Annotated in this window: 1 protein-coding gene; it reads right to left on the bottom strand. The window is 56.6% G+C overall.

Features of this window, described 5'->3' with window-relative positions:
- A partial coding sequence (locus tag K9U41_RS23425) for a hypothetical protein (RefSeq protein WP_282643227.1) occupies nucleotides 1-419 on the bottom strand: 419 nt, incomplete at both ends.

The raw sequence follows: 419 nt of genomic DNA on the forward strand, positions 1-419 counted from the left end.
AAGAGACAGCTTCAATGGCACCGATGAAAGCGGACCGCACGCGATCACAGGCCCGGTCAAATGACCGCACGAGATCCGCACGGTCTTTCAGCCAGGCAAACGACATATCCATGAAATCCTCCATGGTCATGCCGTGATCGAACGCGCTCGTCTTAGCGCGGGTCCACCGGAGCGGCGCCTTGAGGTTTTTTCGTTCCCCACGACAGACGCCGCAGGTGTGCGACCCCTGGGTGACAGGCTTATAGTTCAACTGTCCGCATGACGGGCAGGTGCTCTTGTAGCCGGGATCATAGATCTCGGCTTCGTAAAGAACCAGGTATCCGCCACTGCGCCCATTCGAGCCGATGGTATATGCACCCATCATTTCGTTCTCGAATTCTCGGATCGGCGTAGAGATTTCTCCCCAGAGCCCATCTATT

This window comes from Xanthobacter autotrophicus, from assembly GCF_029991245.1.
Lineage (GTDB): Bacteria > Pseudomonadota > Alphaproteobacteria > Rhizobiales > Xanthobacteraceae > Xanthobacter > Xanthobacter autotrophicus_C.